This window comes from Paraburkholderia aromaticivorans, from assembly GCF_002278075.1.
GTDB classification, from domain to species: Bacteria; Pseudomonadota; Gammaproteobacteria; order Burkholderiales; family Burkholderiaceae; genus Paraburkholderia; species Paraburkholderia aromaticivorans.
The window spans coordinates 1,000,958-1,027,480 of sequence record NZ_CP022990.1 but is presented as its reverse complement, the minus strand read 5'-3'; the positions used below and the strand labels follow the sequence as shown (position 1 = coordinate 1,027,480).

Sequence of the window (26,523 nt, the reverse complement as noted above, 5' to 3'; positions counted from 1 at the left end):
GATGCATGGAACAGGCGATCGTGCGCCCCCTCGACGGGTGCGGCGAATGCGCGATCAGGACTGGCAGCGATCAGGAAACGACGGGTGGAGCTCTGGGACGGCCGGATGGAAATGCGCCGAGCGGCGTGAAGCGGGTGGAAAGCGTGGGCGGCGCGGTGCCGGCAAGCGCGAGGGCGGGCGGCGACGCGACCACGGCGACCGTGGGCATGGCGACGTGGTGCTGGAGCAGGTGACAGTAGCCGCACGCGCCGAACGCGTCGTCATGGCTCAAATGGACCGGTGCCGCAGCGGCCTGGGTCGCCGCGCTCGCCATGCTGAAGTCGCGCGGCTGGAGCGCCGAACAGAGCGCGGCAATGGGTTCGTGCGCACGGTTGGACAGCAGCAGCTGACTCACGAGCGGCGCGAACACGACGAGGCACATGGCGAACAGGCCAAGCCAGGCGGTCATGCGGTTGCGGGCGCGTAGAGTCATGATGGTGGGCTTAAAGACGCGGGCGATTCTAACATCGCCGCGCGCTCTTTTCGCGCGTGATCCTGGTTATAGCGTGGGATTAGAAGCCTGAAAGCCGTGCATTTCGCCGCGTTACAGGCGCGCCGATTCGCGTAAGCTGCGTGGTACATGTTCCGCTTTCCCGGCCGGATCGCCACTGATCCCAGTAGCCACGACTCATGACCGACACGCAGCTCGCATTCCCGATCGACGATATCAACCAACAGGCCGTCTCGCTGTTCTCAGCCGGACAATTCGCCGAGGCCTTGTCAATGGTGATGCCGCTGCTGGAGGCCGACGCACTGCCGGACGACGCGCGGGCGGACGCGTTGAATATCGCCGGCGCGTGTGCGTTCGCCTTGCAGCGGCCGGCCGCTGCGGAAGAGCATTGGCGCCGCTGTCTGCGCATCAAACCCGGCTACGCGGAGGTGTACGGCACGCTCGGCATGCTGCTCAAGTCGCTCGGGCGGCTGTCGGCGGCCAAGGCGATGTACCGGCAACTGGTCGCGCTGCAACCTGGCCACGCCGACGCCCGCAATCATCTTGGCGCCGTGCTTCACGGCCTCGGCTACAGGGAGGAGGCGGAGGCGTCCTATCGCGAGGCGCTGGCGCTTCGTCCCGACTACGTCGAAGCCCACTACAACCGCGGCATCGTGCTGCACGAGCTGGGCCGCCTGCACGAAGCGGAAGCGGCGTTTCGCCGCGCATTGCCGGGGCTGCAGGATCGCGCCGAACTCCATAACAACCTGGGCAACGTGCTGATGGAGCTGGGACGTCTCGCCGAGGCGGACGACGCGTACCGCGAAGCGCTGAAAATCCGGCCGCAGTATCCCGAGGCGCTCAACAACCTCGGTGGCGTGCTCAAGGCCACGTTCCGTCTCGCCGAAGCCGAACTGGCTTTTCGCCTCGCGATTGCCATTCGTGCGGACTATCCGCAAGCCCATCTGAATCTCGGCACGGTGCTCGCGGATCTCGAACGCCTGCCCGAAGCCGAAGCCGCCTACCGCGAAGCCATCGCGCAACGCCCCGACTACGCCGAAGCACACTACAACCTGGGCGCGGCGCTGGGCAAACTGGAGCGGCTGTTCGAGGCCGAAACGGCTTATCGCGAGGCGATCCGCCTGCGGCCCGATCTCGCCCGTGCGCATAACAACCTGGGCTGTGTGCTTCGACGGCTCGATCGTCTGCCCGCGGCTGTCGCGGCTTTCGAGCAGGCCCTCAGCGTGTGTCCGGATCTGGCGGAGGCGCACTACAACCTCGGCGCGGCGTTGGCGCAGCTCACGCAACTGCCCGAGGCCGAAAGCGCATATCGCCGGGCGCTTGCTTTACGTGCCGATTATGGCGATGCGAAGTTCGGGCTGGCCGTCCTGCTGCTCGGCATGGGCCGCTTCGAGGAAGGGTGGCGTCTGTACGAGTGCCGCTACGAACATCCCGGTTTCGTCCATCACGCGAGCGCGTCGATGCTAGGCTGCCCGCGGTGGCAAGGCGCTCCGCTCGCGGGCCAGTCCTTGCTGGTGTGGCAGGAAGACGGCCTCGGCGACATGATCCAGTTCAGCCGCTATTTCGCTTTGTTAAAGGCTCAGGGCGCCTCGCATATCGCCTTCGCCTGCGCGCCGTCGCTGCACCGGCTGATGGCTCGCGTCGATGGCGTGGACGCCGTGTTCGATCATGACACCGCTCGCGCCAACGCGCGAGCTTACGACTGCTGGACCAGTCTGCTGAGCGCGCCGCTGCATCTGCGCACGAGAGTGGATACGATTCCGCGCGCCGTGCGTCTCACGGCCGAGCCGGGGCTGGTCGAACAGTGGCGGCCGTTGCTGGACGCATTGCCACCCGGCCGCAGGATCGGTCTCGTGTGGAAGGGCAACCCGAACCATCATAACGACGCGAACCGGTCGATTCCTTCGCTCGCCGTGCTGGCGCCGCTCTGGAGCGTGCCCGGCGTGAGTTTCGTGAGTCTGCAAAAAGGGCGCGGCGAAGACGAGGCGGCCAATCCTCCCGCTGGTCAGCCGCTGCTCGACCTCGGATCGCGTGTGACGGATTTCGCGGACAGCGCCGCGATCATCGCGCAACTCGATCTGGTGATTGCCGTGGACACATCCACCGTGCATCTGGCCGCGTCGCTCGGCAAGCCGTGCTGGGTGATGCTGCCGGAAAAAGACATCGACTGGCGCTGGCTGCACGAACGCAACGATTCGGCGTGGTATCCGCACACGCTGCGCCTGTTCCGGCGCGCGCCGGTCGAGGACTGGTCGATGCCGGTCGAGCGCGTGCGGCAGGCTTGCGTGCAGCGATTCGCCGCGGCTGGCCGCGCGCTCACGTGAGCCGCGCGCGGCGCTTGCGGGCGGCTTGCGTCGCTGTGTAAAAGCGGTCTTCGATCGTCTCGATCGCCTGGCCGAGAAACTGCAGGAACATGCTCATCGCGACGGTGGTCGTCAAATCCGAGCGTTGATACAGGCAACTGGACGATTGCGCGTTCCGCATCGGCGAGCGGTGTCCACGCCAGCTTACGCTGCGTGACGTCTTCCGCAACGTTCTCCGCGATCAGAAAGCCGATGCCGATGCCGACGCCATCCGCCACGAGCCGGCGCACCATCGAAACCGAACTGGTTTCCACCAGCGGACGCGCCTTGCGCCGTTCGCGGTGATCGATCTGGCCCACCATCGCGCGCAATTAGGTGTCCGGCGTCATCAGGATAAGCGGGTAGTCGAGGCAATCGCGCAGGCGTGGACGCTTCTGGAGCTTCGTGAGCGGATGGCCCGGCGGCGTGACCTGCCCGAGAGGCTGCGCGAACGCGCGCACCTCCACGACGCCGGGCGGCGGCTTGCGGCGCCGTACCGTTAGCCTTCGGCGACCTGAATGTGATAGAGACCCCACGGCGACAGCTCGAAGCGGTCCTTGAGCGGCTTGTTCGACAACTCGGGGATATGGTCCGCGTCGTAGGTTGCCCATAGCGGGCCGACGCCGCCAAGCGGCAGCGGCTTGCCGTCCATGTGCGTCGCCACGATGAAACGATAGGCGCGCACCTTGTCGAGTGTCGTGGCGACCGCGTAGCCGTCCACCGCGTGCATGACGATTTGCGTGCTGCCCGCGGCAGGCGCGCCGACGTGTTCGAGCACGCCGGTGAGCAAGGGGCCGCTCAAGCTGTGCTGGCGAGAATCGTATTCGGTGGTGGGGTTGATGGTCACGGCCGGCATGCCGGCGATCAGCGCCAGATCGACGCCATAGGCTTCGGAGAACTTCACCTGGTGCTTGGCGAGCAACGGGTCGAACGCGGGATCGAGCGCGCCGCGATTGTGGCGCCTGATCGCACCGCTGATCGTGAGCATGACGGGAGATGCCGCGCAGGCCGATTTACGGGCGTGCTGGCTGCCGAATGCGGGCGCGGCAGCCGCGCTCAGCAGCGCCGCACTGCCGAGAAACTGGCGTTTGTTCATGAGCGTGGTCTCCGGACAATGAGAGGGCGATGTCGTTGATCAGAGCGTCGCGGTCTCCATTGTCGGCCAAATACCACGGGCTGTGGGCGCATGCTCGACGATCGGACGCCGGCGTTGCGGGACGAGCCGGGTGCCTCACCCGCCGCGCAAACGAACGAGGAGCGACTCCCTCCGTGAGCGGCGGATCCGCCGGCGGCGCGTTGCGGCGCCGCCCCGCAGCATCAGAACCTGTGCCGCAAGCCGATGCTGACGATCGCCTGGGACTGCGCGGACGACGAATGGCCGTTGCCCTTGTCGCTGACCGACGCGGTGGCCGCGACCGGATTGCCGAGCGCATCCAGCGTGCCGCCCGATGCGTGCTGATAGCCGCCCATCAGATAGGCGGTCGAACGCTTCGAGAGGGCGTACTGCGCGCCGAGCGTCACGTTGTGATACTGCGCGCGCTCATCCACGCCATCCACTTCGCCGCCGCGCGTGTAGCTGTAACCCGCGAACAGTTGCACGGCCGGACGAATCGTCCATTGGCCGAACACGCCCGCGACGTTGAACGTGGCGTGTCCCTTGAACAGCGAGTCGGCGCCGGAGCGGTATTGCACGTTGCTGTAATTGACGCCGACGACGGCCGGGCCGAAGTCGTACGTGGCGCCCGTCGCGATGATCTGCTGCGATTGCGCGCTCGCGTAGCCTTCGTTGATCGATGAATTGAACAGGCCGTCGTCCGTGCCGCTCCACTTGCCGTAGGTGGCGTCGCGCGTGCCGGTCTTGCTGTTGTCGGAGCGCTCGTAGCCGACGCCCACATGCAGCGGACCGTTGCCATAGGCGGCGCCCACGCTCCACGTATTCTGCTGCTTCAGGCTGCCGGGCTGGCCGCCGAAACCGTACAGCGCACCGAATGTGAAGCCGGAATAGTTCGCGCTCGTGTACTTGACCGAGTTGTTCACGCGCGCGGTCTGATCGAGATCGTCGATGTCGCCCGGATGCGCGCCATAGCCGCCGACCATTGCCACCGGCGCGACGGGAGAGACGAAGTCGTTCAGCGACGTGTACTGCCGGCCCAGCGTGATCGTGCCGTACTGCCGGCTGCCGATCCCCACATACGCCTGGCGGCCGAACAGGCCCCCGTTCTGCCCCGTCTTGCCGTTGGTGACGTCGAAGCCGTCCTCGAGCTGGAACAGTGCGTTCCAGCCGCCGCCGACGTCCTCCTGCCCCTTGATGCCCCAGCGGCTGCCGGACAGGTTGCCGCTCGTCAGGGCGACATTCGAGTGGCCGCTATAGTTGCCGGTGGTGCCGGTGCGCTCGTTGCTGCGGTACGAAATGCCCGCATCGACGATGCCGTACAGCACGACAGAACTCTGCGCGGACGCAATGCCGGCAAAAGACATCAAAAGGGGGGCGGCAATCCATGGCTTTTTCATCGTTGTATTCAGTCTGGTTGGAACGTCTATCTCAGGTCACCTGATTGGCGATTTCTCTTTTTTCCGCGCACGCGAGCACCCGCTCCCGACCATCGGAGCGGACCGCGTGAAGCGGGGAAAGGGGTACTGATGCGGTGCTTGCGGCGCGCCCCGCAACCGGACGCGTCACGCAAGGCGGCGTGCGATCAATGGCTCAACGCGGCGCCTCGTGGCATCTCGGGCGTGTGCACCGTGACCGTCTTGCGGACTCTCGCGACATCCGTCGAGCTGACCGTCGAACCAGTGTTGCCCCAACTGTTGCGCACGAAGTTGGTTACGTCGGCGACTTCCTGATCGTTCAGGCGCCAGCCGAAGGCCGGCATCGTGAACGAGGAGGGCGCGGTCTTCGTGCCTTCAAGCGTGCTGCCGGTGAGCAGCACGTGAATCAGTGAGGTCGCGTCCTTGCCCTGCACGACCGGATTGCCGCTCAGTGCCGGAAACACGCGGTTGTAGCCGTGGCCGTCGCTGCGGTGGCAGGCGGTGCAGTTGTCCCGGTAGACGGCGGCGCCCGGCGCGGTGGCGTCGCCCGAGCGCAGCGCGTGCGCGGCCGTGTCGTCGTACACGTACGGCGCTTCCTTCGGATCGGTCGACGGCAGCGTCTTGAGGTAGCGTGCCATCGTCGTGAGGTCGGCGTCGTTCATGTGCTGCATGCTGTGCTGCACGACGTCCGTCATGCCGCCGAAGGCCGCGCTGTGCTGCGTGCGTCCGGTCTTCAGGAATTGCACGAGATGGGCTTCGCTCCAGGCGCCGATGCCGGTGCGCGGATTGCCGCGCAGACTCGACGGCGTCCAGCCGTCGATCGTCGCGCCGCCCGCGAGAAACGCCGAACCGTCGAGGTCGCTCAACGCGCGTTCCTGCATCGTTGCCGCGCGCGGCGTATGACACGCGCCGCAATGGCCGAGCCCTTGCACGAGGTAGGCGCCGCGCGCGATGACGGGGTCGGCGTAGCGCTTCGCGTCGAACGAAACCGGCTCGGGCGCGAACAGGTGGCGCCAGATGCCGAGCGGCCAGCGCATCGATAGCGGCCAGACGATATCGACCGGACGGTTCGCCTGTTTTACCGGCGCGACGCCTTGCGAGAAATACGCGTACAGCGCGTGCATATCGTCTTCGCTCAATCGTGCATACGACGGGTACGGCATGGCCGGATACAGCGTGTCGCCGTTCGGCTTCACGCCGGCGCGCACCGCGCGGTCGAACTGCGCGAAGTTCCACGCGCCGATGCCGGTGCCGCGCTCCGGCGTGATGTTGGTCGAGTAGATCGCGCCGATCGGCGTGTCGAACTTCAGACCGCCGGCAAAGGGCTTGCCCGCGTTCGCGGAGTGACACGCAATGCAGTCGCCGGCCCGCGCGAGGTATTCGCCGCGCGCGATCAGCGCCGCGTCGTTCGCGTTGTGAGGCGCCGCCGCGTGCGCGGCGAGCGGCGTCGTGCCGAGCGCGGCGGCTGCGCACAACGAGGCCGCGCCCGCGCGTTTGAGTGCCCGCGTGAGGCGTTGGATATCGATCTTCTTCGTCATACGCTCACCAGCGGCCCGGGGTTCTTCAGATACTGCGTGCGGATGGCGCGCGCCGACCAGTAAGCGAGCGCCGCGGCAAGACCGGTCGGGTTATAGCCGATACCTTGCGGGAAAGCAGACGCGCCCATCACGAACACGTTATGCACGTCCCAGCTTTGCAGGTAGCGGTTCAGTACGCTCGTCTTCGGATCGGTGCCCATCACCGCGCCGCCCACCAGGTGAGTGGTCTGATAGCGGCGCGAGTCGAAGTGCGCGCCGAATTCGCGCGTGTAGACGTTGATCGACTTCGGACCCATCTGCTGCGCGATCTTGTGCATCTGGCCGGTCACGTAGCGGGCCATTTTGATGTCGTTGTCCTTCCAGTCGAAGGTCATGCGCAACAGCGGCTGGCCGTATGAATCGCGGTAGGTCGGATCGAGGTCGAGGAACACGTCGCGGTACGACATGTTGGTGCCGTGCGCGTCCATCGAAATGGTGTGCGCGTAGTGATCCTTCACCGACTTCTTCCAGTCGGCGCCCCAGTTCGGCGTCCCCGCCGGCGTCGCGATGCCGCTGATCGGCTTGGTGCCCGCCTGGTTCACCCACAACGGCGAACCGCCGACGAAGCCGAGCGGGCCGTGATCGAAGTTGTCGGCGTTGAAGTCGTCGACCGCGACGCCGTTGCCGCCCGCGCCGATGAACGGATTGGTGAAGGTGTCCTTGTCGAAGAACGCGGTAATCGTGGAGAGGTTCTGATACGCGAAGTTGCGGCCGACCACGCCTTCGCCCGAAATCGGGTCGTACGGCTTGCCGATGCCCGACAGCAGAAGCAGATGGACGTTGTGATACTGGAACGCCGCGACGATCACCAGATCGGCCGGCTGGAACACTTCGTTGCCCGCCGGATCGACATAGGTCACGCCCCTGGCGCGCTTTTTTGTGTCGTCGAGTTCGACCCGCAGCACGTGGCAGCGCGAGCGCAATTCGAAGTTCGGCGACTGCTTGAGCGCGGGCAGAATGTTCAGATTCGGCGACGCCTTCGAATACATGTAGCACGCGTAGCCGCTGCAGAATCCGCAGAAGTTGCACGGACCCATCTGCACGCCGTACGGGTTCGTGTACGGACCCGACGTATTCGCCGACGGCAGCCGGTATGGATTGAGCCCGAGTTCGCGCGCGGCCTTGCCGAAGCGTTCTGCGGAATAGGTGTTCAGTTGGGCGGCGAGCGGAAAATTGTCGCTGCGCGGCGCTTCGAACACGTTGCCGTCGCCGACCACTTTGCCGTTGACCTTATACGCCTGCCCCGAGGTGCCGAACACTTTCTCGGCGAAGTCGAAATGCGGTTCGAGTTCTTCGTAGCTGACGCCGTAGTCCTGAATCGTCATGCCTTCGGGAATGAAGCGCTTGCCGTAGCGTTCTTCGTAATGGCTCTTCAAGCGCAGTTCCTCCGGCGTGATGCGGAAATGCACGCCCGACCAGTGCAGACCCGCGCCGCCCACGCCTTCGCCCGGCAGAAACGCCGCGAGTTGCCGGTATGGCAGCGCCGTATCGCCGACGTTATGACGGATCGACACGGTGGTCTTCGAGAGATCGAGAAACAGCTTCTTGCGGACGTTGTAGGTCAGCTCGTCGATCGTGTTCGGATACGCGCCGTCCGGGTAGGTGTCTCGATACTCGCCGCGTTCGAGCGCGAGCACTTGCAGGCCCGCTTCGGTGAGCTCCTTCGCGAGAATCGCACCGGTCCAGCCGAAGCCGACGATCACCGCGTCCACATGGGGTTTGGTTTGAGTAGACATCAGCTGCGCTTTCCTTCGATCGACACCGGGCCATACGGATAGGCCGCGCCGTTCTGATTGACGAAGTCCATGAAATCGGCGCGCGCGCCGGGAAAGCCGATCATCTTCCAGCTGGCCATGTCGCGATTGCCGCCGTGGATCGGGTCGCAGAAGTAGCCTTCGCGGGTGTTTTGCAGAAGCTGGCCGAAGAAGGTCGCGGCGGGCACGTCGGCGAGCTCGATCCTGCCTTTCTCGAGCGCGGCAAGCACGGTGTCGCGCGTGGCGGCGTCGAGCGCGTCGAAGGGATGCGCGTAGGTCTTCGCGCAATATGCGTTGAGCGCCGCGATGCCGAGCCGGTAGAGATCGCGCGGCACGAGCTTCAACTGGTAGCCGAGTTCCGGCGCGCCTTGGGCGAATGGACCCTGCATGTACCAGAGCGCGCCGTGCGCGTACGGCGTATCCATCTGCCGGTCGATGAATTCGGGCACGCCCGCTTCGACTGCGCCGGGGCCTTCGCTGTCCGGCGGAATCAGACGGTCGACCGCCGCATGGATGAACGCCCATTCCTTCGCGTCGAAGAAATGCGGCTGGTAGTGGGCGCGCGGCGCGTGGTCCGCGGACGCATTCGCGCCTTCGTTCGAGCCCGCCGCGGCGGTGGTCGCGGATTGTTTGACCTCGCAACCGGCAAGCGTGCCGGCCGGAACCAGGGCGATAGCCGTGCGTAAAAAGCCGCGGCGAGAGCTGAGAGGGGATGAAGGCATATTGTTCTAGTCACCAGATTGGAGCGCGCCATTGCGCCCCCGGGCAGTCATCGGATTGCCGGCGGTATAGTAAATGGAACCGGTTCCAAAGTCTTTTAACTTTTTTACAATAAGTTGTTTCGCGAAGTGATCCAATCCCGCTCCTCCGGGGAAACATCTTTTTAATCAAGGGTTTTCAGCAGCGGCGCGGGGCGCTGGCGAGCTCGGGGCGGGGGCTTCGGCGATCCCGTTGCGGCGCGCGCGCAACACGGGGCGAATGGGCGGTGAATGGGCGGCGATGGGTGGCGCTGGGTGGCGGCGCCGGGCGCGCAGCCGCAGATTCTTTACCTGGCAGGTAATCGACGGGCGTCACGCACGCGGCGACCATGGGCGGTATGCGAGTCATCGATTCGCATCCATCCCTTCCCAGGAGCCACTTCCCCGGAGCCACGCCATGACTGCGTATGCCATCGCCCACCTGCACGACGTCGAACTGTGCGACGACATCGTCGACTATCTCAACGGCATCGACGCCACGCTCGCGCCGTTCGACGGCCATTTCATCGTGCACGGCGCCCGGCCGGAGGTGCGCGAAGGCGAATGGCGCGGCGATCTGATCGCCATTGCGTTCCCCGATCTCGATGCCGCGCGTGCCTGGTACGAGTCGCATGCGTATCAGCGGATTCTGCCGTTGCGAACGAAACATGCGCGTGGGCCGGTGATTCTGATCGATGGTGTGGACGAGCGGCATCGCGCCACTGACATCCTGAGGTGAGCGCCAGGATGCGGAGAGGGCTCCACAGCGCTGAATGTGCCGGGCAAGCGCCGGCATGCTCGCCTCGCGCCGAGGCCGCGTCGTATTGCCGGATCGACGCCGCGCGGCGCGCGGGCGCTGCCGGTGCACGCATTCGCCTGCGTTACACTTGCCCATCTCGTTTGCCGGGTTCCTTCGTCCCGCCGCCGGGTTCGCCCTCGCGTGCCTCGGCCTCACCGGGCGTGAAGGCACAACAATGGAAAACCTTCTCAAGAAGCTCGACCTCACTTCGTTGCGCCTGTTCGTCGCGGTCTGCCAGGAGCGCAACATCGCGCGCGCGGCGGAGCGCGAGTTCATCGCGTCGTCGGCGGTGAGCCGGCGCATCGCCGAGATCGAAGCGGTGATCGGCTTGCCCGTGATCCAGCGCCAGTCGCGCGGCATCGCCGTGACCCCGGTTGGCGAGACCGTGTTGCGCTACGCGCTGGCGATCATCGGCAATATCGAACAGATGAGCGCGGAGCTGTCGCGCTTTTCGTCAGGCGCAAAGGGGCGCGTGCGGCTGGTGGCGAATCTGTCTTCCATCGTGCAGTTCCTGCCGGAAGACGTGGCCGCGTTCGGCCGCGCGTTTCCTGAAGTGTCGATCGAACTTGAAGAGGAGAACAGCGCCGACGTGCTGCGGATCGTCGGTGAACATGGCGCGGACTTAGGCATCTGCAATGCGGTGGCCGGCAGCGAATCGTTCGAGCAGGTGCCGTACCGGCAGGACCGGCTGGCGGTGCTGGTGCCGGGCGGCCATCGTCTGGCCGGCGCGATGCGCGTGAGGTTCGACGAATTGCTCGACGACAGTTTCGTCGGCCTGCGCAGCGAGAGCGCGCTGACGCAACTGCTCACGCAACAGGCGGCCAGCGCCGGGCGGCAACTGGATGTGAAGATTCGCGTGAGCAGCCTCGACGCGCTATGCAGGATGGTGCACGCCGGGCTCGGCATCGCGATCGTGCCGGAGCAGGTCGGGCTGCTCTATCTGAACGCGCTCGACGTGAGCCTGCTGTCATTGAGCGACGCGTGGGCGGTGCGCCGCCTCATCATGATCTTTCAAGGCACGCGACCAGTTGAGCGCGAGCGCGGCGGCGCTGGTCGGCTTTCTCGGCAAGGGCGTGTGACTGCAACGGCGGCGGGCGCCGAGCGTCGCCAAACGAGAGGTCTGCGTTGCCGCACCGGCACTTCGGCATCGACCGCGCGCGCCGTATAGTGAGCGCAAGGAGAATGCCCATGCGCGATACGATTCGTCTGGACGGCCGCGTGCTGTACCTGTCTCAAGACCCCGCGGTGATCGAGGCCCAACTCGCCGGCGAAAATTTCACGCTCGCCACCGCGGGCCCGTTGCGCGAGAACGTCTCCACCGACGAGATCACGCCGGTCACCGTCATGCTCACGTACGACGAACGCCTCGGGCAGTATCCGTACGTCGGTCTCAAGGCCGGCGAGCGCATGCCGATCGGCCGCGATGCGGTGAAGAACGGCGGCTTTCAGGTGACGGTGGCCGGCAAGCGTTATGGCAAGGGTTCGTCGCGCGAATCGAGCCCGTTGGCGGAGCTTTCCGCCGGTATCCGGCTGATCGTCGCGGAGAGTTTCGAGCGGATCTATCAGCAGAATTGCGACAACATCGGCATTCTCACCACGACCGATTTCGCCGTGCTCGATCGGTTGAGCGCGGGAGAAGCGGTGCCTATCGACGAGTTTCTCAAAGGCCGCGACGCGCTCACGCAGCAGATCATTCGCAGCGGCGGCCTGCTCGCATATAGCAGGTTCGCCGACTGGCCCGCGCCGCGCGTGGCCGAGGGCGGCCATGTTGCGCAAGCCGCGGCGCCGAAGACGCTGGTCGAGAAGATCATCGAACGGCACCTGCATCCGGGCAGCGTGGGCGCGCAGCGCGGCGACGGCGTATTCATTGCCGCCGACTGGCGCTTCAGCCACGATTACTTTACCGGCATGTGCGCGCACCTGATGCACCGCGCGTTCGGCAAGCCTGCGCCGTTGCATGCGCCGGATCACATCATCGCGTTCCAGGATCATCTGGTGCTTGCGTCGCAAAGCATTCCGCACGTGCGCGACGGTCTGCTGCCGGGCGTCGCCAATCTGATGGAAGGGCATACGTCGTTCTCGCGCGACTATCCGGTGCGCTCGCACGGCGCGCTCGACGGTATGCCGGGCTCCGAAGGCATCTGTCACGCGCTGATGGCCGAACAATACGCGTTGCCGGGTCAGGTGGCGTGCGGCACCGATTCGCACACGCCGCATTCGGGCGCGCTCGGCTGCCTCGCATTCGGTGCGGGCGCAACGGAAATTGCCAATAGCTGGGTGACGGGCTACGTGCGCTGCAAAGTGCCGGAGACCTTGCGCATCGAAATCAGCGGTGAATTGCGCGACGGCGTGACCGCGAAAGACGTGGTGCTGCATCTGCTGCACATGGAGGCGATCCGCTCGGGCGGCGCGATCGGACTGGTGTTCGAATACGGCGGTGAGGCCGTGCGCGCCATGTCGATCGACGAACGCGCGACCTTGACCAACATGGTCGCGGAACTGGGGGGCTTCACCGGAATCGTCGAGCCGGATGAGCGCACGGTGGCGTTTCTGAAAGCGCGGCGCGGCGTCGATTTCAGCCTTGAAAGCTGGATGAAAAGCGATGCGGGCGCGACCTATCGCGACACGATTCACATCGACGCGAGCGCCATCGAGCCGATGCTCGCGCGTCCCGGCGATCCCGGCAATGGCGTGCCGGCGTTGCAACTGGAGCGGGACGTCGCCATCGACATCGCTTATGGTGGCTCATGCACGGCGGGCAAGCGCGAGGACTTCGATTTCTATCACGAGGTGCTGCGCTGGGGCGTCGAGCAGGGCATTCGGGTGCCCGAGGGTACGCGTCTTTTCCTGCAATTCGGCACCATGGCGGTGCGCGCGTATTGCGAGGAACAGGGCTATTTGCCGGTCTTCGAGCGCGCGGGCGTGACGCTCGTCATGCCGGGCTGCGGATCCTGCGCGAATTGCGGGCCGGGGCAATCGGCCGATGCGAACGAGGTGACGATCAGCGCGATCAACCGCAATTTTCCGGGCCGCTCGGGACCGGGCAATGTGTGGCTCGCGAGTCCTTACACGGTGGCGGCAAGCGCGCTGGCCGGAAAAATCACGACCTTCGAACAATTGAAGCGCGCGCACGGCTAGAATGCTGGCCGGACCTTGGGCCCGGCTTCATTGCGCGTTTGACTTGCGACAGTACGAGAGGCCGGCACGAGACCGGCCTGGCGAGCCCCAAACTTTCGCCCGCCTCATGAGGAGACAGACAACATGGCATCCCCAGATCATGCCGGCTCCGTCGCGAAGAGCGGCGGCGCGGCATATTCCGATCACGCGGCAATCGCAGCGGCGACAGCAGCGGCCGCGGCCGCGCCGCTCGACGCCGGCAGCATTTCCGCGCGCCTCGACCGGCTGCCCGCCACGCGTTCCATCTGGAAGCTGGTGGTGCTGCTAAGCCTCGGCTTCTTCTTCGAACTCTACGATCTGCTGTATTCAGGCTACGTCGCGCCGGGTCTCGTCAAAAGCGGCCTGCTCACCGCGACCACGCATGGCCTGTTCGGCTCGACCGGCGTCGCGAGCTTTATCGCCGCGCTGTTCAGCGGCCTTTTTATCGGCACGATCGCGTGCGGCTTTCTGGCGGATCGCTTCGGACGCCGTGCGGTGTTTACGTATTCGCTGCTGTGGTACACGGCGGCCAACGTCGTGATGGCGTTTCAGGAAACGGCGACGGGACTGAACTTCTGGCGCTTCGTGGCGGGCGTCGGCATCGGCGTCGAACTCGTGACGATCGGCACGTATATCTCCGAGCTGGTGCCCAAGCAGATTCGCGGCCGTGCATTCGCGTGCGAGCAGGCGGTCGGCTTTACGGCCGTGCCGGTGGTGGCGTTTCTTTCGTATCTGCTGGTGCCGCGCACGCTGCTCGGCCTTGACGGCTGGCGCTGGGTCGTGCTGATCGGTGCACATGGCGCGCTGTTCGTGTGGTGGATTCGCCGCGCTTTGCCGGAAAGCCCGCGTTGGCTTGCCCAACAAGGACGTCTCGCCGAGGCCGATCGCGTGATGACCGAGCTCGAAGCGAAAGTGCGCCGCGAGTACGGGCGCGAACTGCCGCCGCCCGCGCCGGCGGTGCCGGTCGCCCCGCGCGGCAGCTTCCGCGATATGTGGGTGCGGCCGTACCGCAGCCGCACGCTGATGATGACGATCTTCAATATCTTCCAGACAGTGGGCTTTTACGGCTTTGCGAACTGGGTGCCGACGCTGTTGATCAAGCAGGGCATTACGATTACCACGAGTCTGATGTATTCGAGCGTGATCGCGCTGGCCGCGCCGCTTGGGCCGATCATCGGGCTCTTCATCGGCGACCGCTTCGAGCGCAAGACGGTGATCGTGGTGATGGCGGGTGTGAACATCGTCTGCGGGTTATGGTTCAGCCAGGCATCGGGGGCCGTATTGCTGGTGAGTCTCGGCGTGTGTCTGACGCTCGCGGGCAACATCATTTCGTACAGCTACCACGCGTATCAGACTGAGCTGTTTCCGACCAGCATTCGGGCGCGCGCGGTGGGTTTCGTTTATTCGTGGAGCCGCTTTTCCGCGATTTTCACTGCGTTTCTGATTGCAGCGGTGTTAAAACAGTTCGGTACGGTGGGCGTTTTTGTGTTCATCGCCGGGGCGATGCTGATCGTGATGCTGGCGATTGGATTGATCGGGCCGCGCACGAAAGGGCTCGAGCTGGAAAAGATTTCGAAGTAGAGGCGCGGCGCGCGCTTCACTTCTCTTGGTGAAACTGCGGCAACACTTCGTCGGCCAATTCACCGACCACCTCGGCGACGGGACGCTCCGATGACAGATTGAACGTCACATGATGCGTCCCGTCCGCGCGCATCTGCGTCAGTACGTCGATCAACGCATGCCGGCCGGTCCGGTAGCCCAGTGAAACGGCCTGCGCCGGTTCATGCGGATCGCGGCTGAGGTCCAGCCGCATGGCGACGCCGAACGCGCGAAAGGCCTCGGGCGCCACGCGTTCGGCGGCGGCGCGCCACATGCTGTAGCGTGCCCGCTGCGCGTCCGGTTCACGATGGTAGGTCATCCACCCCAGCGAATGGCGCGCAATCCAGTCGACGCTCTGTCCGCCCGAACCCACGGCGAGCATCGGCACCGCATGCGAGTTCTCGGGCAGCAGCCGAAAGCTCGGCGCGCCTTCTGGCGAGCGATCGGGAATCACGCGAGACGGTTCGCCGAGCGCGGCAGCAACCGTTTCCCAGTGACGGCGATACAGTTCGCGGCGCTCGTCGGAGTTCTGGCCGAACGCGGCATATTCCGGTGGGCGGTCGCCTGAACCCAGCCCCAGAATGAAGCGCCCGTGGCTGAGCGAGCCGGCGGACACGGCCGCCTTGGCGATATGCAGCGGATGACGCAGCGTGAGCACGATGGCGCCGCTCGCCAGCGCGATACGCCGAGTGCTTATGGCGAGCGCGCCGACCAGCACCCACGGGTCGAGATGGCCGACAGGGTCCGGATAATCCGCGCTGTTCAACGGCACGTCGCGTATCCAGAGTGCGCGAAAGCCGCGTTCGTCGGCGAGGCGCGCGAGCGCGAGTTGCTCGTCGAAATCGGCCACGACGGCGCCGGCGCGCAACATCGGCAAAGTGAGCCCGATACTGAGCGCACCGTTCGAAAACACGCGATTGATAGGGGTGTGCGCCTCGTCCTTCAGCTCGCCTGCCGCGTTCAATTTCGCCTCCTTCATGCGTGAGCTTTGCTTTGCGTCGATTCGCCCGATGCTAGCACTGCCTTAAAACAAGGGCCGTTGCCCTGACATCAAGGTGGTGAAATCATCGCGCAGCAGCGGCAGGATCGCGTCCGCGACGGGCTGCAGTTGCCGCGTCAGATAGTGTTCGTAATCGATCGCCGAGCGCAGCGTTTCCAGCGGCTCAGGCCCGGCAACCGTCATCACGTAGCTGATCCAGCCGCCGTTCTGGTATTGCAGCGGGCGTCCCTGCCGCCGGTTGAATTCGTCCGCCACACGCGCCGCGCGCACATGGGGCGGCACGTTACGCTCATATTCGCCGAGCGGCCTGCGCACGCGCTTGCGATACACGAGCTGATCGTCGAGCTTGCCTTCGAGCGTATCGCGCACATAGTCGCGCACGTAATCCTGATACGGCTGCTGCGTGAAGATGCGCCGGTAGAGTTCCTGCTGAAACTGTTGCGCGAGCGGCGTCCAGTCCGTGCGTACCGTTTCGAGCCCTTTATAGACGATGTCCTCGCTGCCGTCAGGCAAAACCGTGAGCCCGGCGTAGCGTTTCTTGCTGCCTTCCTCGGCGCCGCGAATGGTCGGCATGAAGAAGCGCCGATAATGCCGTTCGAATTGCAGTTCGAGCGCGCTGTCGAGTCCGAAGCGCTGCCGCAGATTCTGCCGCCACCACGCATTGATATGCTCGACCAGCGCCCGGCCGATACGCCCCGCGTCCGCCTCGCTATGCGCGTGCTTGAGCCACACGAAGGTCGAATCCGTGTCGCCGTAAATGACCTCGTAGCCTTCGCCTTGAATCAATTCGCGCGTGGTGTGCATGATTTCATGGCCGCGCATGGTGATCGACGAGGCGAGACGCGGATCGAAGAAGCGGCAGCCAGTCGATCCCAGCACGCCGTAAAAGGCGTTCATGATGATCTTCAATGCCTGCGAAAGCGGCTTGTTGTTCTCGCGTTTGGCGGTTTCACGGCCTTGCCAGACCTGCCCGACGATCGATGGCAGACAATGGCGCGTGCGCGAAAAGCGCGCGCCGAGAAAGCCGGGCACCGACTGATCGTCGGCGGGATTCAGCATGCCTTCCACCAGGCCGACCGGGTCGATCAGAAAGGTGCGGATGATGGACGGATACAGGCTCTTGTAGTCCAGCACCAGCACGGAGTCGTAGAGGCCGGGCCGCGAATCCATCACGAAGCCGCCGGGGCTCGCGGCGCCGGCCACGTCGCCGAGATTGGGCGCGACATAGCCTTGCCGATGCATCCGCGGCATATACAGATGCGTGAACGCCGCCACCGATCCGCCGCTGCGATCCGCCGGCAGACCGGTGACGCTCGCGCGCTCCAGCAGGAACGGCAGCAGCTCCGTTCTGGCGAAGATGCGCGTGACCAGCTCGCAGTCCTTGAGGTTGTATTGTGCGAGCGCGGGCTTGTCTTCGTCGAAGCGGCGCTGGATTTCGTCCATGCGCTGATACGGGTTGTCGATCGACTTGCCTTCGCCGAGCACCGAGCGCGCGACGTGTTCGAGACTGAACGAGGGGAAACTCCATGTCGCGGAGCGCAGCGCCTCGATGCCGTCGATAATCAGCCGCCCCGCGGCGCCGGCAAAAAAATGGTTCTGTTTGAGCCCGTGCTCGCGCCATTCCATGACCGCGCCGCCGCGGCCGAGCCGCAGCGGTACGCGATATTGTTCGGCGTGCTGCTGCAGCACACGCAGATCGAACTGCACCAGATTCCAGCCGATGATCGCATCGGGATCGTGCCGCTCCAGCCACACGTTCAGTTTTTCCAGCAACTGTGCGCGGGTTTCGCAGTATTCGAGGTCGAAGTCGAGCGTGCTCGCGTCGCCGTTGGGCGGCCCCAGCATATACACCTGGCGCTGCCCGCAACCTTCCAGCGCGATCGAATACAGCTCGGCATGAGCGCTGGTTTCGATATCGAGCGAAACGAGTTTCAAGGGCGGGCGATAACCCGTGGCCGGCTTGAGTTCGCTGTTCAGAAGCGGGCCGTGGTTGCCGTTGCCCGGCGCATCGCCGGTAAACCATACCGGCGCCGTGATGAAGCGCTCCATCATGTAGCGTTCAGGCGGGAAGATGTCGGCTTCGTAGACATCGACCCCGCCTTGCTTCAGGCGTTTTTCGAACCCCGTCAATTGCCGGTACTGCAGGCAATAAAGTCCCATTACCGGCCGATGCTGAAAGTCGCGGAGATCGAGCGGGCGCAGATCGAGCGGTGTTTCGCGGCGCAGGATCGTTTCGGCCCGCTCGCGGTGCTCCGCGGGAATGAACGCGACCGAAGGCTGAGGGCGCAGACGGATGTGACGGGGCCCGCTGTGCGTTGCCAGCCAGAAATCGACTTCCGTGCCGGCGGGCGTATCCCGCCAATGTCGGGTCAAAATGAAACCCTGTTCAAGCTCAGTCAAACTGCCACCTCTAAAGCGGGCGTGATCGCCTTGCACGATTTTACCGCCATGCGCTTCGGGTCGTGACGCCAGCGCCGGGCGTGGCAACGCAGGCGCGTGAAGTGGCGCGCATGCGGCCTTGCGCCACGCTGGATGCAGCCGCGCGGCGCAATCTGTATGATCGTGCTGCAGCGATTCCTTTTGGCGCAGGCCATGTGCCGATCAAGTCTTTAAATACGGAGTGAACCATATGACTTTGGGCAAACTAGTTGTTGTCGTCGCAGTAGCTGCAACCAGCCTGGGTGCGCAGGCGCAAGTCGCCGGCACGCAACCGCTGAGCGTCACCGTCGAACAGTCGACCGCACTGCTGAGCGGCTGGAGTGTGAAGAAGAGCATTCTCGGCAAGACGGTGTACAACGATCAGAACGAGAAGATCGGTACGGTCCGCGATCTGGTGGTTGCGCCGGACGGCTCGCTGTCCGCCGCAATCGTCTCCGCCGGTGGATTCCTCGGCGTGGCCTCGCACGACGTTGCGGTGCCCATCGCGGCACTGGATATCCGCCAGGGCAATTTCTATCTGGCCGGCGCCACCAAAGACGCCTTGAAGGCGACCCCCGCATTCCAGTACAACAAGGTTCAAGCGCCGCCGAAGCCGAAGAAGCTGACGGGGCAGTGATGCAGAAAGCCGGCGTGGTCGCCGGCTGAGCCGCAAGAAGCGGCTCGAGTTGGGCGCGATCATGACAAAGCGGCGCTCGCGGTGCGAAACGGTTGGTGAGAGAAACCGTTTCGCGCGTGCGGCGCCGCTTTCGTCGTTTCAGCGGACGAGGCCGCCCATAAAAATTGGATTTGGAGCCTTGAATCAGGCCTTATCAGGCTTGCAGCGCGAGCGTGGCGAATGTGCCGAGCCAGTGCTCGCCCATATAATCACCGGCCACGTGCGGTAGTGCGCTTTGCAGATGGCGCTCGGCTGCGTCGAACAGGACTGTGCGGCGAATGTCGCCGGCGGGCAGCGCGCGCGCCAGCGAACGCTGGCACCATGCGCGGCTCAGATTCAGGCCGTCGAGGTGAGCGATCTTGCCGTCGGTGCGATCCGTTACGGTGACGGGCTCGAACAGCGTAGCGGGTTTTTTCGCGCCGAGGTTCGGCAGAAAGCGGCCGAACCAGTCGACGAATTGCGCGGGCGGCAACACCCGGCGCATGAGCTCCGCTTCCATCAGCGAAGGCGAGAGGAATTCGTCGCCGGCCGGCTCCCACGCCTGACACGCGACGTCGTCCACGAACCAGCGTTCCGCGGTATTCACGACCAGTACTTCCAGCGATTCGCGCGACGTTTGCCGTGCGAAATCCAGCGTCAGCGCCAACGCGAAGGCCATGTTGAAGTGCGTGCCCACGCGCAACGGGTAGGTCGCTTTCGGCAGGAATTCCTCGAAACGTTCGACAAACACCTTGGTGAGCGGCGCGAAAGTTTTCGACCAGCGCGCGGCTTCCGAGAGTTTCAGCGAATCGATTTGCGCGCTGAGGGCGAGCAACCAGGCCCAACCATACGGGCGCTCGAAACCACGGTTATGCGGCAGATCGAGATAGGCAATCTCGCCGGCCACATTCGCCGCGGTGAAATGCTCGTCGACCACCGCGACGATGCGCGCCGCTTCAGGCAGATCGGGAAAGCGTTCCAGTAGATGCAGAATCAACCAGTAGCCGTGCACGCACGAATGCCAGTCGTAGCTGCCGTAAAAAATCGGGTGCAGCGCGCGCGGGCCCTGCACGTCTTGCGGTCCGGCGAGCGAGTGGGTCAGCTTGTTCGGATATTCGCGCGTGAGATGGGCAAGCGCGAGATTGGCGAATTTCGACGCGAATTCGCGAGTGAGCAGAGTAGTCATCGGCGCCTCCTCAAAAGCGGAATACGAACAGATATAACAGTATGGTGTTGACGATCAACAATAGTAAAGCGGTCGGCCATTGCGCCTTGATCACGCCGTTCTGATCTTTCAGCTCCAGCAGCGCGGCCGGCACGATATTGAAGTTGGCCGCCATCGGGGTCATCAAAGTGCCGCAAAAGCCGCACAGCATGCCGATAGCGCCCAGAATGGCGGGGTTGCCGTGGAATTGATGCACGATCAACGGCAGGCCGATACCCGCGGTCATGACAGGGAACGCGGCGAATGCGTTGCCCATGATCATCGTGAAGATCGCCATGCCGAACGTATAAGCGGCCACCACCGCGAAGGCGGAGTCGAGCGGAATCCACGTTTTCACCAGATCCGACACTACGTGGCCCACGCCCGCGACGGCGAACAGCGCCCCGAGGGCGGCCAGCATCTGCGGAAGAATGGCGGCCCAGCCGACGGTGTCCATGGTGTGCCGCGCGTCTTTCAATGCGTGCACCGGCGAGTCGCGCAGCATGAAGAGCGCCGCGCCGAACGCGACCAGCGTGCCCAATACGAGCGAAATCAGCGTGACGTTCTTCGCTTCGACGAATGGCGCGTGTTTGAGCGCCAACGTGCCGAGCAACGTGATGAACGGAATCAGCAGCGCCGGAATGAATAGCGTGTTGCCGAAGCGCTGCGCATTCGCTTCGCGGCGCGTGGCGGCGGCTTCCGTATTGTTGTCCGTCTTGCCCTTGCCGAGCTTGCCGGAACCGGCGATCACGGCAAGTGCGATGGCGAGGCAGCCTGTCACGAAGTGCGGCAGTTCTCCGCCGAACAGGAAAGTGATCGCGTAGATCCCCCAGAACAGGAAGTTGCCGATGCGGCGCGGATTCGAACGATCCCGCAGATTGAACAGGGCGAAGGCGGCAAACATCAAACCGGCCAGCACGTAGAGTGATTCGAGTTTGACCATCATCGTGCGATACCTCGGCCGTACGCGGTCATCTTATGCGAGAGATTGCGGTCCAGCAGGATCAGGCGCACGACATGAATCAGAAGCGCGGCCACGGCCGTGGGAATCGCCCACACCGACACCTGCAGCGGTTCGACCGCGATGCCGTTCTGTTCGAGGAAGCCCTTGATCAGCAGGATCGACTGGATCGCAATGAAAATGTCTTCGCCGAAGAACACGGCGATGTTGTCGACCGCCGATGCATTCGCGCGGATCTGCTGGCGCACCGCGTCCGGTAGTTCACCGTAGCGGTTCGCGGCGGCGGCCTCCGCCATCGGCGCGATCAGCGGACGCACCATCTGCGCGTGGCCGCCGAGCGATGTCAGCCCGAGCGCCGCCGTGATCTGGCGGATCACGAAGTACAGCATCAGCACACGGCCGGTGGTGGCGGCGTGCAGGCGCGAAATCAGGTGCCTCGCCTGTTCTTTCAGGCCGTTGCGCTCCAGCAGCGCGATGACCGGCAGCGTCAGCCAGATCAGCCCCATGTAGCGGTTATCCGCGAATGCCTTGCCGAATGCGCTGACGATCTCGACCGGCTGCAAGCCGCCGGCGATGCCCGTGACGATCCCCGCGATCGTCACGACCAGTAGCGCGTTAAAGCGCATTGCGAAGCCGAATACGACGATCGGCACGCCGATTAAAACCCCCATGCTGTTCTCCTTGCTGCGTCGCTGATGTGTCGTTATTGTGTGCTGCCGGATGCGTGCTTTTGTTCCGGAGCGCACGGGTTGCACGTGGGCGCCGGTTGGTTGCGCCAGGTTGCACTGGCTCACAGGCGAAGCAATCTAACACGAGAATTTATCGATAAATAGTCGACAAATTGGGTTTTGCGGGTAAACGCTTAAAAGAGAAAATCGGGTCGAGGCGCAGGGGAGGGAAAGGCGAGCCAGGCTCACGCGTCGACCCGGCGGCGCGTTAGGCGTGGCGAAAGCGTGGAGAAGGGAAAGACGGCACAGCGGCGCGCGCGTGTGCTGTTCCTGACGAGCAACGACGGCTAGAACAACTCGAGGATCCGGTGATACATCATCCCGAGTTCCAGCGCCGGCCCCCGCAACGCCGGACCACCCGGAAAACGCGCATGGCGCAAGCGCGCGAACAGATCGAAAGCGGCCGTCTCGCCCGCCATCGCTTTGGCCACCACGCGCCCGGCAATGCCTGTCAGCGCGACGCCGTGCCCGGAAAACCCTTGCACGTAGAAGTAATTCGGATCGATCGAGCCAAAATCAGGCGCACGATTGCGCGTCACGTCGACAAAGCCGCCCCACGCATAGTCGATTTTCACATCGGCGAGTTGCGGGAATACGGCGATCATGCGTTGGCAAATCTCTTCACCGAGTTGCACGGGCGATGCGCCGGTCGAACTCGCCCGCCCGCCGAACAGCACGCGATGGTCCGCCGACAAACGGAAGTAGTCGAGAAAGAAGTTGTTGTCGCAAATCGCTTCGCGGCCTTTGATCAACGCATCCGCGCGTTCCTTGCCGAGCGGTTCGGTGGCGACGATATACGACGCGATCGGCGCGATGCGCGCGGCGACCGGCACGGGCAGCACCTCGCCGATCGTCGCATTGCCGCAGGCCGCGACGAAGCGGCAGCGCACTTCGCCGCGCGCGGTACGCACCACGGGGCGCGCCCCGCGCACGACTTCGATGACGGGCGAATGGGCGAACAATTGCGCGCCTTCGCGGCGCGCCGCAGCGGCGAGACCCAGACAGTATTTGAGCGGATGCAGATGGCCGGAAAACGGATCGTAGACACCGGCCAGATAGCGTCGCGACGCAACCCGTGCACGAATTTCGTCGGTATCGAGCCACGCGAGCCTGGCATACCCCCAGCGTTGCGAAGCCGATTCCATCCACGCACGCAGATCGGGCACGCGTTTCGGTTTGGTGGCGACCGTCAGATAGCCGGACGTGAAATCGCAGTCGATGCCATAACGCTCGATGCGCTCGCGCACGAGCGCTACACCTTCCACCGACATTGCCCACGCGGCTCGCGCACCGTCGAGACCGAGCTGGCGCTCCATGATCTCGTCTTTCGCGAAACCTACGAGCGTCTGCCCGCCGTTGCGGCCCGACGCGCCCCAGCCGGGACGGTGCGCATCGAGCACGACCACCGAGAGCCCGCGCGCGCGGCACTCCAGCGCCACCGACAAACCGGAGAAGCCCGCGCCGATCACGCACACGTCGGCTTCGAGCGTGCCGTCGAGCGCGGGGTCGTCGGTGAGCGGACGGACTGCGCTCGCCTCATAGTAGGAGTTGGCGATCAGCGCGTCGGCGCGCAGATCGAGTGTGTTGAAGCCAGGCGTCGGAGCATTCATCAAAGCAGGTCCTTCATTCGATACCACGCCATCGCGAGGACGAGGGCAGGGGTGCGCAGTGTAGCGCCGCCAGGAAAGTCGCGGTGGCGAATCTTGCCGAACAGATCGAAGCGCGACGCCTGGCCGTCGATCGCCTCGGCGATCAGCTTGCCCGCGAGACCGGTCGTGTTCACGCCGTGCCCTGAGAAGCCTTGCGCGAAATACACGGTCGGCGAGAGCCGGCCGAAATGCGGCGCGCGGTTCATGGTGATATCGACGAAACCGCCCCACGCATAGGCGATTTTGACATCGTCGAGTTGCGGAAAGGTTTTGAGCATATCGCGGCGCATCGCTTCGCCGAGGTTGCGCGGTGCGAACGTCGAGTAGCTCACCTTGCCGCCCCACAGCAAGCGGTGATCGGGCGCGGGCCGGAAATAGTCGAGCACGAAGCGGCTGTCGCACACGGCGGCTTTGGCGGGCATCAGCGCTTCGGCGCGATCGGGGTCGAGCGGTTCGGTGGCGATCACGTAGGTGCCGACCGGCATGATCTTGCTCGCCACCTCCGGCGCAAGCTTGCCGAGGTAGGTGTTGCAGGCGAGCACGACGAATTTCGCGCGCACGTCGCCACGCGCGGTCTGCGCGACATGCAGGCCGTTTTCTTCACGCAAGGCGGTGACGCAGCTGTCTTCGAAAATCCGCACGCCGGCCTCGCGTGCCGCGCGCGCGAGGCCAAGCGTGTAATTCAACGGATGCAGATGGCCGCTGTCCGCGTCGAACAGGCCGCCCAGGTAGCGCTGGGACTGGACATAGTTGCCCACGCCGTCGGCGTCGACATAACTGAAGCGGTCGTAGCCGAAGCGCCGTTGCGCTTCATCGCGCCATTTCTGCAGCGCGTCGGTATCGCGCGGCTTATTGGCAACGGTCAGATAGCCGATGGTCAAGTCGCAATCGATCTGATGCCTCGCGACCCGTTCCTTGACGATATCGAGGGTTTCGATCCCCATGTCCCAAACGCGCTTCACGTCGTCCGCGGGCATGTACTTCGCGAACGTATCGATATCGCACGCAAAGCCGCCGATCAACTGGCCGCCATTGCGGCCGCTCGCCGCCCATCCGACTTTCGATGCTTCGAGCACCGCGACCGAATGGCCGCGTTCGGCAAGGTTCAGCGCAGTGGAAATGCCGGTGAGGCCTGCGCCGATCACGCAGACGTCGACGGTCATCGTTTCTTCGAGCGCGGGATAGCGGGTGGTGTCGTTGGCGGTGGCGGCGTAGTACGAGGCGACGTGAGGCTGGTTCGAGAATCGGAGCATAGGCAGTGCGTGCGGAATGAGCCTGTGCGCGTGGCCTTTCCTGCAAGGCCACGCGCCGGCAGAGCGGATTAGAACGAGTAGATGAACTGGGTCGCGAGCAGGTCGTTGGACTTGCCGTACGAACCGTCGTTCTTCAGGAACACCTGCTTGTTGGCCCAGTCGTGGCGATATTCCACCTTGACCGTGATCTGTTGGGTCGGATAGAACAGCAGGTCGAGCGACACGTCCTGGCGGGTTGCGCCCTTGCACTCGAAGCCAAGGCCGCCGTTCGCCTGCGAATTGGCCAGACAGTCCGCGCCGATGCCGAAGCCGTTCGCCGTGTCCATGCCGTTGCCGTTCAACGCGATGCCGCCACCGCCGCCGCCGTTCTTGCTGTCGACCAGCAGGTCATAGCGCAGGGTCGCGCCCATGCGGCCCACCACCGGCAGGTTGAACTTGCGGTGCGCGAGCAGCGACAGGCCGTACCACTGCGCCTGGCCGCCGTTGTACGCGGCGTTTTGCTGCTGACCGTAGTCGATCTCGGCGTTGTACTGCACGTCGGCGAGCGTATAGGTCAGGTCGGCTTCGGTGAAGAAGAAGGTACCGCCCGAGCTCGGCGCCTGGCCGCCTACGCCGTAGCTGACCACGCCGTTCGCGTCGATCGCGCTAGGCAAGGTCTGACGCCCGATATTGAACGATCCGCCGATATCCAGCGCGCTCGACCATGTGTAGTCGGTACGCGCGGTGAAGGTCGGGATCTTGTTGCTGGTCGTGATCGGGTCGCCCAGCGCGTTGGTGCCGATCTGCGTCGTCGCGCCATAGGTGCGGTACTGCTCGTTGCCGAGGAAGAACTTCCACGCCCAGTTGCCGGCCGTGTAGTTCGCGCCGATCCCGACATAGCTGCCCGGATCCGAGAAGTCGTACAGCAGGTTGTGCGTGAGCGTGAGCATCTGGTTCGACTGCTGCACTTCATAGCCGCCGAAGCTCGGAATCAAACCGGCCACGAGCGTCGTGCTCGCCGTCAGCGGCACGTTGACCACCGCCGTATTCAGGATGTTGTTGCCGATATTGCCGTGCGAATTCTGCAGCAGCGTAATGCCGTTGCCGCGATTGGGCATCAACGTGATTTCCGCCGACGGCGCCATCGGGCCGACACCGAAAGTCTTCTTGATGTCGAGGTACAGGTCGCCGAACGTGCTGTTGAAGTAGTTGTAGCTGCTTTCGTGGTTCGCGAACAGGAACGACGAACTGCTCTGCGCGCGGTTATAGATATAGGTCGGATCGATATAGCCCGTCACCGACAGACCGGCGATCGGTCCGGTCTGCGCCGCGTCTTCGAGCGAATCGACCTTCAACTGCTGATTGGCGATCTGTTGCTTCATCGCCGTCACGTCGTCGTTGGTCAGCGTTGCCTGAGCCTTGCCGTATTCAGGCGACGAGATATCCACGGGCGCCGCCACCACCGCCGGGGCAGGGGGCGCGCTCGCCGCCGCGGCTGCCTTCGGTTTGGTGGCGACTTCAGCGCGCAACTGTTTGACCTCCTTTTGCAGTGCATTCAGTTGAGCCTGAAGCGCCTTGATCTGGTCGCTGGTGGCATCCGCCATGGCAATGCCAGGCAGACTCCCCGCCACCAACAGACAGATGAGTTTCTTTCTCATTCAAATTCTCCTTATTGGTCGTACTGCAAAATCAC

The 26,523-nt window shown here is 64.4% G+C and carries 20 protein-coding genes and 1 pseudogene; 6 read left to right on the top strand and 15 right to left on the bottom strand.

All coding sequences use genetic code 11. From position 1 onward, the window contains the following. Positions 1-70: 70 nt before the first annotated feature. Positions 71-472 carry a DUF2946 domain-containing protein gene (locus CJU94_RS24335; protein WP_095421221.1) on the bottom strand — a complete coding sequence of 134 codons (402 nt, stop codon included), beginning with the start codon at positions 470-472 and terminating at the stop codon, positions 71-73. Between the two features lie 197 nt (positions 473-669). On the opposite strand from CJU94_RS24335, the gene CJU94_RS24330 reads away from it, so the two are divergent. Beyond that, positions 670-2,814: a tetratricopeptide repeat protein gene (locus CJU94_RS24330; RefSeq protein ID WP_095421220.1), complete on the top strand. Its 2,145-nt coding sequence runs from the start codon at positions 670-672 to the stop codon at positions 2,812-2,814. Here CJU94_RS24330 and CJU94_RS24325 read toward each other — a convergent pair. The 6 genes and pseudogenes from CJU94_RS24325 to CJU94_RS24300 form a co-directional block, all read right to left on the bottom strand. After that, positions 2,807-3,323: pseudogene (locus tag CJU94_RS24325) on the bottom strand (LysR substrate-binding domain-containing protein); the annotation flags it as partial. The gene CJU94_RS24330 and the pseudogene CJU94_RS24325 sit on opposite strands and share 8 nt — an antisense overlap. An 8-nt stretch (positions 3,324-3,331) precedes the next feature. Next, positions 3,332-3,928, bottom strand: coding sequence for a putative pterin-binding protein (locus CJU94_RS24320; protein ID WP_095421219.1), 597 nt, complete (start codon positions 3,926-3,928; stop codon positions 3,332-3,334). 221 nt (positions 3,929-4,149) lie between these two features. Then, a complete protein-coding gene (locus CJU94_RS24315; RefSeq protein ID WP_095421218.1) occupies positions 4,150-5,343 on the bottom strand; it encodes a porin in 1,194 nt (397 codons plus the stop codon). Positions 5,344-5,528: 185 nt separating this feature from the next. After that, positions 5,529-6,899, bottom strand: a complete 1,371-nt coding sequence (locus CJU94_RS24310) for a cytochrome c (protein ID WP_095421217.1) — start codon at positions 6,897-6,899, stop codon at positions 5,529-5,531. Continuing rightward, entirely contained in the window at positions 6,896-8,674 is a 1,779-nt protein-coding gene (locus tag CJU94_RS24305) for a GMC family oxidoreductase (protein ID WP_095421216.1), read from the bottom strand. Before CJU94_RS24305 ends, CJU94_RS24310 begins: the two co-directional genes overlap by 4 nt. Further along, complete coding sequence (locus tag CJU94_RS24300; RefSeq protein WP_095421215.1) at positions 8,674-9,414, bottom strand: gluconate 2-dehydrogenase subunit 3 family protein; 741 nt, start codon at positions 9,412-9,414, stop codon at positions 8,674-8,676. The genes CJU94_RS24305 and CJU94_RS24300 overlap by 1 nt, the downstream gene beginning before the upstream one ends. Positions 9,415-9,847: 433 nt before the next feature. On the opposite strand from CJU94_RS24300, the gene CJU94_RS24295 reads away from it, so the two are divergent. The 4 genes from CJU94_RS24295 to CJU94_RS24280 all read left to right on the top strand — a co-directional run bounded on the left by CJU94_RS24295 (position 9,848) and on the right by CJU94_RS24280 (position 14,965). Beyond that, entirely contained in the window at positions 9,848-10,168 is a 321-nt protein-coding gene (locus CJU94_RS24295; protein WP_095421214.1) for a DUF1330 domain-containing protein, read from the top strand. Between the two features lie 235 nt (positions 10,169-10,403). Then, complete coding sequence (locus CJU94_RS24290; protein ID WP_244221065.1) at positions 10,404-11,396, top strand: LysR family transcriptional regulator; 993 nt, start codon at positions 10,404-10,406, stop codon at positions 11,394-11,396. Between the two features lie 20 nt (positions 11,397-11,416). After that, a complete protein-coding gene (locus CJU94_RS24285) occupies positions 11,417-13,366 on the top strand; it encodes an aconitase family protein (RefSeq protein ID WP_095421213.1) in 1,950 nt (649 codons plus the stop codon). A gap of 123 nt (positions 13,367-13,489) precedes the next feature. Beyond that, positions 13,490-14,965, top strand: coding sequence for an MFS transporter (locus CJU94_RS24280; RefSeq protein ID WP_095421212.1), 1,476 nt, complete (start codon positions 13,490-13,492; stop codon positions 14,963-14,965). A gap of 16 nt (positions 14,966-14,981) precedes the next feature. Here the strand turns inward: CJU94_RS24280 and CJU94_RS24275 are convergent, their stop codons facing one another. Both CJU94_RS24275 and CJU94_RS24270 read right to left on the bottom strand, forming a co-directional pair. Further along, positions 14,982-15,962: an LLM class oxidoreductase gene (locus tag CJU94_RS24275; protein WP_095421211.1), complete on the bottom strand. Its 981-nt coding sequence runs from the start codon at positions 15,960-15,962 to the stop codon at positions 14,982-14,984. 45 nt (positions 15,963-16,007) lie between these two features. Further along, on the bottom strand, positions 16,008-18,383 hold the full coding sequence (locus tag CJU94_RS24270) for a DNA polymerase II (protein ID WP_095421210.1): 2,376 nt from the start codon (positions 18,381-18,383) through the stop codon (positions 16,008-16,010). A 229-nt stretch (positions 18,384-18,612) separates the two neighbouring features. Here CJU94_RS24270 and CJU94_RS24265 point away from each other — a divergent pair, with 229 nt between their 5' ends. Continuing rightward, on the top strand, positions 18,613-19,038 hold the full coding sequence (locus tag CJU94_RS24265) for a PRC-barrel domain-containing protein (RefSeq protein ID WP_095421209.1): 426 nt from the start codon (positions 18,613-18,615) through the stop codon (positions 19,036-19,038). 193 nt (positions 19,039-19,231) lie between these two features. Here the strand turns inward: CJU94_RS24265 and CJU94_RS24260 are convergent, their stop codons facing one another. From CJU94_RS24260 to CJU94_RS24235, 6 genes are all read right to left on the bottom strand, one after another. Next, positions 19,232-20,242 (bottom strand): DUF2891 domain-containing protein, encoded by a 1,011-nt coding sequence (locus CJU94_RS24260; RefSeq protein ID WP_095421208.1) that lies wholly within the window; start codon positions 20,240-20,242, stop codon positions 19,232-19,234. 10 nt (positions 20,243-20,252) lie between these two features. Further along, a complete protein-coding gene (locus CJU94_RS24255; protein ID WP_095421207.1) occupies positions 20,253-21,203 on the bottom strand; it encodes a DUF979 domain-containing protein in 951 nt (316 codons plus the stop codon). Then, the gene (locus tag CJU94_RS24250; protein ID WP_095421206.1) at positions 21,203-21,892 is read right to left on the bottom strand and encodes a DUF969 domain-containing protein; all 690 of its coding nucleotides are present in this window, start codon (positions 21,890-21,892) and stop codon (positions 21,203-21,205) included. The genes CJU94_RS24255 and CJU94_RS24250 overlap by 1 nt, the downstream gene beginning before the upstream one ends. Positions 21,893-22,236: 344 nt before the next feature. Continuing rightward, positions 22,237-23,559: an NAD(P)/FAD-dependent oxidoreductase gene (locus CJU94_RS24245; protein ID WP_095421205.1), complete on the bottom strand. Its 1,323-nt coding sequence runs from the start codon at positions 23,557-23,559 to the stop codon at positions 22,237-22,239. Next, complete coding sequence (locus tag CJU94_RS24240) at positions 23,559-24,851, bottom strand: NAD(P)/FAD-dependent oxidoreductase (protein ID WP_095421204.1); 1,293 nt, start codon at positions 24,849-24,851, stop codon at positions 23,559-23,561. The genes CJU94_RS24245 and CJU94_RS24240 overlap by 1 nt, the downstream gene beginning before the upstream one ends. A 68-nt stretch (positions 24,852-24,919) precedes the next feature. Further along, positions 24,920-26,488, bottom strand: a complete 1,569-nt coding sequence (locus tag CJU94_RS24235; protein WP_095421203.1) for a DUF3138 family protein — start codon at positions 26,486-26,488, stop codon at positions 24,920-24,922. Positions 26,489-26,523: the final 35 nt, after the last annotated feature.